Here is a 10448-nt window from a genome sequence, read left to right on the forward strand (position 1 = left end):
CCCCGGCCCCCGGCCTGCCCGACCCGCTGTGGATCCCGACCGGCTGGCGTCTACCCCGCTGACACCGCTCGAGGGCCGGTCAGATGTCGTCTGACCGGCCGCCTTCATACTCACGGCGGGCGGTATCGAAATCCGGGCCGTACCAGTCACCACCGACATAACGCAACGCCGGATCATCCGCGTCCACGACACCATGCTCACCGAACATCTCGTCGGCGAACACCTCGGCATCGTCCCGCGGCTCATAACCCAGCCTGCGAGCCTCCACCAGACTAAGCTGACCACGGGTATTCCCCGACACCCCCCACGCCAACCGAAACCCGGGCGACGGAACAGTCAAACACGCCTCGAACAGCCGGCCACAATCATCGGGCGACAACCAGCGGGGGAAGGTGCGGCGCCAAGGTCTGCTGAAACAGACACCGATACGTACACAGATGACGTCCATGCCGTATCGGTCGGCGTAGAGGCTACCGATCGCTTCACCGGCGACTTTCCCAACGCCGTAGTTGCTGTCGGGCCGAGGATACTGGAAGTCCGGAACCTCAGCGTCCCGCGGAACCGGTGCGTAGCCGGCGGCATGGGCACTGCTGGCGAAGACGATCCGCGGCACATTGCTCCGACGGGCGGCCTCGAACACGGTGTACGTGCCGCCGATGTTCACCTCCATAATCTCCTGCCAGGACGCTTCCCGACTGTTACCAGCGAGATGGATGACGGCGTCGACGTCCCGGCATGCCCGTTCCATGACATCCATATCCGCGATCGAACCCTGGATGAGTTCGACTTCTTCTCCCGTGGCGGCGGGGGGTAGCTCGGCGATATCGAGCAGCCGTAGTGTCCGGCCTGGACGAGCGAGCCGTGAACGGAGGCGATGCCCAATGTTTCCAGCCGCTCCAGTGATCAGAACACGGGTCGCAGAACCGTGATCAGATCGGGATGTCATGCGGCGCGGCCTTCGTAAGGACGTATCCGGAAGATGGCCTCAAACACGCTTGCCGTATTCATACGCGTGGCGTTTTTCATCGAGCCTTCTACGGAACTGCCGTACCGATTCCTCGGTCGCCCACTCGGTCAAAGCCTGCTCAAGCCGGTCGATAATGCGGCGATGTGGCGTGGTAAGTGTGCTGTTCAGAGACTGGCTGCCGAAATGGACGGCGGCATCAATCTGTCCGGTCTGGGCGTATGCCAAGCCGAGCAGGGCCATACCTGCGCCGTGACCGTAGCCACCGACACCACGGCGGTTCGCAGTAGTCGTTGTCAGCAGCGGTTCCAGGAGCGCAATGGCCTGGACTGCCTGCCCGAGATCTACCAGGCAGGCAGCTCGCTGCCCACGGTAATGATCATAATTGTGGGTACGTGCCCAGTAGATCTGGTCGTCACCGGCAGCGTCCCGCGTACCCAGCAGATCGACAGCACGGTCCAGACGCGCCTCGCAGGCTGACGCATTCCCCAACGCGGCGTGGGCTTCGGCCTCATACTGCGCGGCCAGCGACGCGAGGCCGGGCGGTAGTGGCCACGGACCGTCCTGGGCAGTTGCGGCCAGATCAGCCGCCTCTGCGTGCTGACCGTTCCAGAAGGCGATGCTGGACCGGCGGATCATTGTAAAAGTGACGATCTGGTAGCTGCCGCCCTCCTGCGCCAACGCGCTGGCCTTCTCCGTCCACAGCACCGAAGTTCTGCTGTTTCCAAGCTCCTGATGCAGCCAACCGGCGTATTCGGCGTACTCGGCCTGCACCGAGCGAAGAGCACGACGGACCGACCCCCGGGCGTCACGGGCGAACCGGTCAAGTACCCCGATCTGTTGCACCACGGAGCCGACACGAGGCGCCGGGTCCAGCACGAAATCGTGGGTTTTGTGCAGCTCCAACGCCTTTCCGAAATAGGCCGCAACCCGCGTGTCACTGGCCTGCGGCCGCTCCAGAGCCCGCGCCAGCCGATCAAGGTCGTCGGGGTCGAACACGCCAGCGGCAAGCGCCACCGGCGTCATGCCACCGGTGGCCAGGAACACCCGCCGGGTCACCCTCACATACGCGACGGTACCCGTGCCGGTCACGTACGGCACGAACACGACATCACCCGCCAGGACGGGGGCGAACGTGCCCGCGGCCAGCTCCAGCAGGGCTTCCCGTTCCCGCTTGGCCTCCCGCCGGGCATCGCGCCGCTCGGCGTCGGCGAAGTCCCACAGGCGGCCGAACAGCCCGTCGGTGGTCCCGAGGGCATCAGCGGTCTCAGCGAACTGACGGTCCTCGGGAAGCCGCTCACCGCGCTCCACCCGGGCGAGATAGCCGACGTCCACCCGCCGCCCAGCCCGCTCGAAGCATTCGCACAGCCGCGCCAGCGACAGCCCCTGACGCTCCCGCCAGCGCCGCAACTCCGCGCCGAACAGATGCGCGGCCGAGGCGTTCGGCGTCAGCTCCCGCGGCTCCTGACCCACCCAACGCCCCCTTCGCCACATCATCTTGAATCCGGCACCGACCAGTTCCTTGCACACGGCCTCCCGCGGTCGGCGGGAACCTCCGGGGGATCGGACAGCCCGACCTGTCAGGCAGCGTACCGCTATGTCACTCTCTGCCATCTTTTCTGGCAGCGTAGTACGTCGGCCAGCCATACCCTTGGCGGTCTCAGCACGCACCCCCGCGCCGTTCGGGCCAGGGCTTGCGGCCGTCCGGACAGAATCCGTGCCAGCGCGCCATAAGGCAAAACGTCCTTCAACACTCCACCGAACATTCCCGGCGGGCGAGACCGCGCAGGTCAGCCGATATGTGCTGTGGGCTTGTTCTGGAAATAATGGGCGATCCTCAAGCGTATGGAAGAATGGATATTCAGGCCGTCGAGCTCCTCGGCCGCTACAAATCGAGCATCCCGCGCCTCGCTGCCGTCCGCGAGAAGCGACCCCCCGGTGACCCGCGTCTCGAAACACACGGCGAACTGCTGGCGTACTTCGCCGTCGTCGTATGCGATAACGTGCCGAGGGTCCGTGTAGATTCCGATGATCTTCACGACCTCGACGTCCAGACCGGTCTCCTCCTTCACTTCCCGTACGGCCGACCCGGCCAAGTGCTCACCAATATCCATCTGGCCGCCGGGCAAGGCCCACCTGCCGTTGTCCGACCGGCGAATGAGCAGTACGCGACCTTCGCCATCGGGGACGATCGCTGTCGCAGCCGGCACTATCGAGTTCGGCTTCGGTGCGCGAGGGTCGCTATAGTAGTCCGTCCTGGCCACTATCTTCACCTTCTTGGGATGGGCTCACGGCGCCTGTACCGGTCTGGATTGCTGCCATACCTTGTCAAGACTGGTCATGTAGTGATCGAACAGGCGACCGCCGGGAACCCGTCGGATGTGGAGGACCGGGGACTGCGCCGCAGGTGATCCATAGACATGGGTATTAGCCATAATCGTGTCATCGAATCGAAATATAGAGGTATACAGAGTGGTGTCATGCAGGTTTATGTGGACCCCGGGCCGGCTGATTGCCATCTGAAGATGCGTGAGGCTGAGTCGTATTCGCGCAGAGACACCGTCGAACACGCCTTCCTCCATACCCCGTCTCGCGATGGCATCTGCGTCTGGATCGCCGAGGAGTAAACGTACACGCACCCCCTCACCTGCCTTCTCGGCGAGTTTTCTGGCGATATCCGGGGTGCCGTCAGTCAGGAACAATCCGGCATACACAAGAATATCAATGGAATCCTTCACCTCGTCCAGCAGCGAGGACCACAGGCTCGACGGAACCGCTCCCCTGTGCGGGTAGAGTGCTACGAACTCGGCCAGGCTCGCCGACCTGCTACGCGAGTCATCGAGGAGCGCGGGCCACAGGTAGAGCTCGTCGACTCCGAGCAGATTTGCCGTAGCATACCTATGGGCTCGATGTGGCATTCTATCCTTCGCGATCCAGCGATCAACAGTTTTGGGGTCGACCTCGACGATCTCCGCGATGCGCTCGATCGACAAACCCGCGTTCGCGATGCAGGCCCGCAACCGCTCGTTCGGCACAGCAAAGCCTCCTCGGACGCCAGGACGTTTTGGGACGTTATCAGGATAGCTCAAACGTCCACACACGTCCCCGTCGAGTGGTGTCCACGTCCTGCCCTCAGCGGCACTCTGCACTTCGTGCACCCCAGAACACGCCCGCGTGTCCAGCGCGCCCGACTTCAGGCACCGTCCACATCGGGGAAGCGCCGTAAGAGGACGAAGACGCCGGATCAGGCGCTCGACTACGGCATCGAGACTGCGGGCCGGAGAGCGTGCCGGCCCACCTGGTGCCACGTTGGATGTGGCCACGTCCGGCCGGCCACATCCAACCCCTTCCTCGGCCCCACCCGCGTCGGCTATGAAATCACGGGGATGCGCAAGCGGCTTGACACATCCGGTCTCGCATACATGGAAACGATCGAGACGTTCAATACAGCACGAGGAAGACAGTGACGGAGGGCGGGATGGCAACGTTCGTGAGAACAAGCGGCTGCGCCGCCGATGAAATCACCATGGCCACCGCGCACCCGGCGCGGATGTACGATTATCTCCTGGGTGGTAAGGACAACTATCCAGCAGACCGCATCGTGGCGGAACAGGTGTTGCGGGCCGCTCCCGAAGCCCGGCTGATGGCCCGGGAGAACCGACGCTTCCTCCACCGTGCCGTCCGGTTCCTCGTCGCGGAGGCCGGCATCCGGCAGATCATCGACATCGGCACCGGCATCCCGGCCGCGGACAACGTCCACCAGACCGCCCAGAAAGTCACACCGGACGTCCGGGTCGTCTACGTCGACAACGATCCCCTCGTCCACGCGCACGCCAACGCGCTGCTGACCGGCACCGGCCGGACCGCGGCTGTGCTGGCGGACCTGCGGGAACCACACAAGATCCTGGACCATCCTCGCGTCCGGCATCTGATCGACTTCACCGAGCCCGTGGCCCTGCTCCTCGTGGCCGTTGTGCACTTCATCCGCGATGAGGAGGACCCCGCCGGCATCGTGCGGACACTGCTCGACGCGCTGCCTGTGGGCAGCTATCTGGCGCTGTCACACGCCACGGGCGACCTGCGGCCCATAACAGCGGCCCAGGTCACCGAAGCCTACGACGCCGCTACCTCACCCCTCACCGTACGCAGCCATTCCGCCATCGCCGTGTTCTTCAACGGCTGCGACCTGGTGGACCCGGGTCTCGTACAGGTGCCGACATGGCAGCCGGACGGTAAACGTCCGAAAGGATACCGTAACATCTGGATTTATGGTGGAGTGGGTAAGAGAATATAATTCCATTATTTTTATTCCTCCCAAACTATCCAGGTCGCATAAGATCGATCGCCATTTGTTGCCGCTTCCCGTCCACATGTGTCGCCAGCCCGGCTGTTGACGCCCACCCCTACCAGATGGATCTCTGTCCATGGCCTTGCCAGAGAAGATGAACGGTTTCGATGTCAGAAAAGCAGGCCAGCCTTCCAACGCGTCCTTCCGCCAACCAGAACGGCAGCGAGGGGTTAGCGCGTTCGCGGCCATCGCGCGACGCAGCCCCGCATCCGCCGACGTCGTAGAAGTGGTTTTCTCGCGGTGACTCGTCTCACCGCCGTCATGACGGACGGCCCCTGCGAACCGGACGGGGTCACCAGTCTGCGGTGGGCGGCAGCGGGAAACGCTGCCGCCCTCGGTCAAGCCGCTGCCGCGTTCTGCCGCCGCAATGGCCGTGACGCGCTGCCTAATCCTCACCGGATGTATAGCTGGGCGCGGGCCTGGGTGACCACACCAGCTCTGCTGCAGGTGGTCACAAAGATGATCGGGCCGGATGTTGCGGTCGAGAGTAGCTTGATGCTTGTCAAGCGGCCCGAGATTTCGTACGTGGTGCCAGCACATCAGGATGGCATCAACGACCAGGTGGTTCTCGACCCGGCCCGGTCCGTAGCGGTGTGGCTGGCGCTCAGCGACGCCGACGAGGCTGCCGGCTGCCTGCAGGTCGCGGCAGGTTCACACCGGGCCGGCTACAAGTCCTACCGACGTGAGACGGTAGGCGGTAGCACGCACCTCGCTGTGAAAGATCCCGCGCACCTCGTCTTCACCAAGTTTCCTGTCACGGCGGGGATGGCGATAGCCCTCGATGTCCGTACCGTCCACCGCTCCGCAGCGAACCGTAGCACCGGCCCCCGGATCGCTTTGAACGTCCGCTACGTCGCCCCCGGTGCGGTGCACCCCCGCCGTCGTGAACCCCCACCGGCGCTCGATGTGATCTGCGGTAATGGTTGGCCGTCCCCACCTATCCCGCGACAAGGCCGCGCGTGACGACCAGGCTGTGGACCGGCTACCCCGAGACTCCGCCATCCAGATCGTGAGAGCCTCCAGCGGTAAGCCGCACCCACGGATGCCCACGAACTACTTCCCGCTCCGGTCCGGCCGAGATCGACAGCGGAAGCGAGCAAGCACCTGTAGCTGCGGCTGACCCAGCCTGACACAAAATATGATCTTCTGCTTTTCCCAACTTCGAACGCATCACCACGGAAGCCGTAGAGCAACAGATGAACAATTTTCTCGCGACAACTGGCGTGGCTGGCATGCCAGCGTAAGTGCCTTCATATGGAAGTCTGATTACTCTCCGTATCCATTCTACGTGTGGGATGGCCTGTAGGGCGCCGCGGCCATCGGGTGTGACGGCAGTCCTGGCCCGATGGTCGATCATGCTCTTCAGCATCGGGGTCGGCGAACACCCAGGCTGCCGAGATGGCGAGAGTGTGATCGTCAATGACGTACCGCGTGCCCCGCACGTCCGAAAACCGCTGCTCATGTCATTGGAATCAAGGTAGATCGGGCTAAGGTGCTGCCCGGTCGGCATCGTGGCGGTCGACGCCGACCGGGCCGGCAATCTACTCCGATGGGCGCTTCGGGCGCAGAGCACCCCGAATGCCGATATCGGCTACTGTCCGACCCCAAGAGCGTCTATTCAATACGGAGAGTAACAGATCACGGATCTCCTCGTGGTCGCTGCATCGATCGCATCGATCTTTTGAGTCGTGTTTATGATTTTCATCACGCTTGATGTCGCCCCTGTCACGACGCTAACTCTTGTCTGATACGCGCCGAGATGACGGGTCGATCCCGATGAATGACAGGTCAGTAAGCCGTGCAAGCCGCCGGGTCGCGGCCTGCACGGCTTGCATGCTCTGCGCGGCGATCCTGCTCGCGGGTTGCGGCGGCGGCGGGGCGGCTGGCCCGGCTCAGCCCAGGACGATAACGAGCGCCGCGACCCCTGTAGCGGCACCGAACACCGTCGTGTCACTGCCCCCTGCCCAGGCTGCCGCACGGGACGCGCTCACGGCCTATCACGGCATGTGGGAAGACTGGATCGCCATGGCCGCGACCGGCGACTACCAGAATCCCCGGCTCACCCAGCACGCGAGCGGCGAGGCTCTTTCTCTGATATACAGATCTGTCTATGCAAATAAGCGTGATGGTCTCGTGGCCCGTGGGAGACCGACGTTCTCCGGGAGTATCTCCGCCGCAGAGCCGGCCGACAATCCTGGCCGCATCACTATCAAAGACTGTTCCGATGGCAGCCGCTGGTTGAATTATACACTCGATGGAAAACTTCATGACACCGAGCCCGGTGGCCGACATTTCGTTCAGGCTCTCGTCGTGAAGAAGGCCGGCGACTGGAAGGTCGATGTCCTTGTCATTCAGGCGATCGGCACATGCTGAGAACAGCCGGCCGCGTCGCCGTCCTCAGTTCTGCGGTTCTGATCGTACTTGCTCTCGCAGGAACGGCGGAAGCCAGCGAGGTCTATGGGAATGCTGTCTGCTCACGGCAAACCGTAGGCTGTGATGTCTGGGCCGGAGTGGACGTGACCGGTCGGGCTCGAGCCCAGGAAGCACCTTCTCTGCGCGTGGCAACACCGGAAAGAAAATCCAACACCTGCACCCTGCCGGGCGGGACTAAAACCGTTCCCTGTGTGGATCCGGAATACGGTTGGCTGGGGAGCGATGGCTGTTACTACCGGCCCGCTCGGGATTTCACTCCGACGCCTGTGGTGCAGGCTGCGGAGGCCACGCTGGGAGTTGCCGGGTCGTGGTACGACCAGAGTTGTCTGGGTATTGGTGGTACCGGCGGTGGTGTGGTGTGGCGGCCGGATGCGGACATGGCGGCGGTGGTGCCGCCGTCACCGCCGATGCTGGCGCAGCGGGCGGCGAATCGGTTGAGGCTGCCGGAGCCTCGTATCGGTGTTTCTCCGTCCGCTGATGTGGTGCAGACGGCGGGGGTTCCGGTGTGGCTGTGGCTTGAGCCGGCGCTGTGGGTTCCGGTGACGGCGACCGCGGCGGTGCCTGCCGTGGCGGTGACCGCGACCGCGCGGCCGGAGTCGGTGGCGTGGGATTTCGGGTCGGGTGGCCGGGTGGTCTGTCAGGGGCCGGGGACGGTGTTCCGGGCCGGGCTGGACGATCCGGCGAAGCCGTCATCGGACTGCGGGATCACTTTCACCCGGTCATCGGCGGGTGAGCCGGACGGCCGGTTCCGGGCGACGGTGACGGTGTCCTGGTCGGTGGCCTGGGCCGGGGCCGGGCAGGCCGGGGTGTTCCCCGGCCTCACCTCTCAACTGGTGACCGAGATCGCGGTGGGTGAGGCGCAGGCGCTGGTCGTCCCGGTGGGGCGGGGGTGAGCCGATGAGTCTGGGGACGGCGGCGGGCCGGGCAGACGCGCGGACGCCGTTCCGGGTAGAGAACCGACGGCGTAGGCGGATGGGCCGCCGGGCCATCGTCGGGGTGCTGCTCGTCATCGTGAGCATCGCCGCATTCGTATTGGTCTCCGCGTCCCGCGGTGAGCGCCGGCAGGTGCTCGTGGTCGTGCGGGACGTGCCCGCCGGCCAGGCTCTGACTGCCGGGGACCTGCGGGCGGTGTCGGTCGCCGCGGACGCCGGGGTGGACCTGGTGGCGGCGGACGGTCAGAACGGAGTGGTGGGCCGGGTTGCGGCGGTGCCGCTGACCGCGGGCAGTCTGCTCGCGGCCAGGCAGGTCGGGCAGTCCCGGGTGCCGCCCGCTGGCCAGTCCATCGTGGGCGCCGCGGTACGAGCCGGTCAGTATCCGGTGGAGCTGGCCCGCGGCGACCACATCCTGATCATCCTTATCCAGGCGGGCAGCACCGTCACCGGGACGGCGGCCGAGCAGCCCGCCACGGTTGGGCAGGCGGTGGCGGGCCTGGTGGTCGGGGTGGCCCCGGCCGAGCAGGGGGTCACGGGTGCGGTGCTGTCTCTGCAGGTCGCGGACGCGGACGCGCAGGAGGTGGCGCGGGCAGCGGCGGCCGGCCGGATCGCGCTGATCCAGCAGGCGGCGGGCGGCCGGTGAGCGGCGGGCTGCTGGCGGTGGCCAGCATCAAAGGCTCCCCGGGGGTGACCACCGCCGCCTTGGCGTTCGCCGCCGCCTGGCCGTCGCACCGGTCCGGTGAGCCGGCGGTGGTGCTGGTGGAAGCCGACCCGGCCGGCGGCAGCATCGGCGGTTGGTATCGGCTGCGTGAGTATCCCGGGCTGCTGTCGTGGGCAGCGGCAGCCCGGGCCGGGCCGGCACCGCTGGCCGGCCATACCCAGACCCTGCCGGGCGGGCTGGCGGTGGTGCCCGCGCCTCTTGGCCCCTTGCAGGCTCGTGGCGCGCTGGACGTGGTGGCGCAGGCCGAGGGGCTGCGGGTCGCGGCCGGCGGTGAGCTGGTGGTGGCCGACTGTGGCCGGCTGGACATCGGCTCCCCGTCCCTGTCGGTGGCCGCTGCTGCCGGGCTGCTGGTGCTGCTCGTCCGCCCGGACGAGTATGAGCTGGCTCGGTTGGCCGGCCGCGTGGAGGAGCTGACCGGTGGCGGGCAACGGAACGTGATGATCGTGCTCGTCGGCCCCTCGGCGTGGCCGTTGGGGCAGGTCGAGGAGGCGCTGGGCCTGCCGGTGGCCGGGCTGCTCCCGCATGATCCTCGTGGTGCCGCCGCCCTGGCCGGCGGCAAGGTGCGCGGTGGTCCGGGCCGCACCGTGCTGGCCCGCGCCGCCGCCGAGGTCGCCGACACGCTCGCCGGCCGGCTCGCCCGCGTACGCCCGGCCCGGCCCGAGTTGCCTTCCCCGCCGCCGGCCGGATCCGCGCCGGACGGTGCGCTGCCGGTGCCCGGCGCGGCCGTAGCCGCCGCGCGGCCACCCGGGCAGGGACCGGCTGCTGCACCGTCGGATGGGCCGGTCAGACCGCATTGGCTGCCCGCCGACCAGGCAGGGCCGGCGGCGCCCGGGTCGGACGGCTGGGTGCCACCGATCACGCCGGATACCGGCCGGGGGCCGCAGGGCGCAGTGGCGGCGCTCGGTACGGCGACGCCGCTGATCGGCGGGGACGAGCGGCGGGCGATCGCGTCGCACCCACCAGGCCCGCCGCCGCTGTTCCGAATGGATACGGCCGATCCGGCGTGGCTGGCCGGGTGGGGAGGCGAGCGGTAGGTGGCGACACCAAGTG

10 protein-coding genes are annotated in these 10448 nt (G+C 66.4%); 6 read left to right on the forward strand and 4 right to left on the reverse strand.

The features are described from left to right. Window positions 1–79: 79 nt before the first annotated feature. The 4 genes from DD1DGNOD_RS17605 to DD1DGNOD_RS17620 all read right to left on the reverse strand — a co-directional run bounded on the left by DD1DGNOD_RS17605 (window position 80) and on the right by DD1DGNOD_RS17620 (window position 3999). Entirely contained in the window at window positions 80–946 is an 867-nt protein-coding gene (locus DD1DGNOD_RS17605) for an NAD-dependent epimerase/dehydratase family protein (protein ID WP_131767950.1), read from the reverse strand. Window positions 947–985: 39 nt separating this feature from the next. Further along, the gene (locus DD1DGNOD_RS17610) at window positions 986–2437 is read right to left on the reverse strand and encodes a helix-turn-helix domain-containing protein (protein WP_165035152.1); all 1452 of its coding nucleotides are present in this window, start codon (window positions 2435–2437) and stop codon (window positions 986–988) included. Between the two features lie 317 nt (window positions 2438–2754). After that, window positions 2755–3228, reverse strand: a complete 474-nt coding sequence (locus tag DD1DGNOD_RS17615) for an NUDIX domain-containing protein (RefSeq protein WP_131767952.1) — start codon at window positions 3226–3228, stop codon at window positions 2755–2757. 24 nt (window positions 3229–3252) lie between these two features. Beyond that, the gene (locus DD1DGNOD_RS17620; RefSeq protein ID WP_165035153.1) at window positions 3253–3999 is read right to left on the reverse strand and encodes an XRE family transcriptional regulator; all 747 of its coding nucleotides are present in this window, start codon (window positions 3997–3999) and stop codon (window positions 3253–3255) included. A gap of 443 nt (window positions 4000–4442) precedes the next feature. On the opposite strand from DD1DGNOD_RS17620, the gene DD1DGNOD_RS17625 reads away from it, so the two are divergent. From DD1DGNOD_RS17625 to DD1DGNOD_RS17650, 6 genes are all read left to right on the forward strand, one after another. Beyond that, window positions 4443–5258 (forward strand): SAM-dependent methyltransferase, encoded by an 816-nt coding sequence (locus DD1DGNOD_RS17625; RefSeq protein ID WP_131767953.1) that lies wholly within the window; start codon window positions 4443–4445, stop codon window positions 5256–5258. A 294-nt stretch (window positions 5259–5552) separates the two neighbouring features. Continuing rightward, entirely contained in the window at window positions 5553–6275 is a 723-nt protein-coding gene (locus DD1DGNOD_RS17630) for a phytanoyl-CoA dioxygenase family protein (RefSeq protein ID WP_131767954.1), read from the forward strand. Between the two features lie 984 nt (window positions 6276–7259). Beyond that, the gene (locus DD1DGNOD_RS17635) at window positions 7260–7685 is read left to right on the forward strand and encodes a hypothetical protein (RefSeq protein WP_131767955.1); all 426 of its coding nucleotides are present in this window, start codon (window positions 7260–7262) and stop codon (window positions 7683–7685) included. 251 nt (window positions 7686–7936) lie between these two features. Continuing rightward, window positions 7937–8638: a hypothetical protein gene (locus tag DD1DGNOD_RS17640; RefSeq protein WP_241255807.1), complete on the forward strand. Its 702-nt coding sequence runs from the start codon at window positions 7937–7939 to the stop codon at window positions 8636–8638. A gap of 4 nt (window positions 8639–8642) precedes the next feature. Beyond that, window positions 8643–9320, forward strand: a complete 678-nt coding sequence (locus tag DD1DGNOD_RS17645) for an SAF domain-containing protein (RefSeq protein WP_241251700.1) — start codon at window positions 8643–8645, stop codon at window positions 9318–9320. Beyond that, complete coding sequence (locus tag DD1DGNOD_RS17650) at window positions 9317–10432, forward strand: carbon monoxide dehydrogenase maturation protein (protein ID WP_131767956.1); 1116 nt, start codon at window positions 9317–9319, stop codon at window positions 10430–10432. Before DD1DGNOD_RS17645 ends, DD1DGNOD_RS17650 begins: the two co-directional genes overlap by 4 nt. The last annotated feature ends 16 nt before the right edge of the window (window positions 10433–10448 follow it).

Source organism: Candidatus Protofrankia californiensis, assembly GCF_900634765.1.
GTDB lineage: Bacteria > Actinomycetota > Actinomycetes > Frankiales > Frankiaceae > Protofrankia > Protofrankia californiensis.

Bases quoted from the DNA above. Each gene is read 5' to 3' on its own strand.
- DD1DGNOD_RS17605 (WP_131767950.1), bottom strand. From the start codon at position 946: ATGACATCCCGATCTGATCACGGTTCTGCGACCCGTGTTCTGATCACT.
- DD1DGNOD_RS17625 (WP_131767953.1), top strand. From the start codon at position 4,443: ATGGCAACGTTCGTGAGAACAAGCGGCTGCGCCGCCGATGAAATCACC.
- DD1DGNOD_RS17645 (WP_241251700.1), top strand. From the start codon at position 8,643: ATGAGTCTGGGGACGGCGGCGGGCCGGGCAGACGCGCGGACGCCGTTC.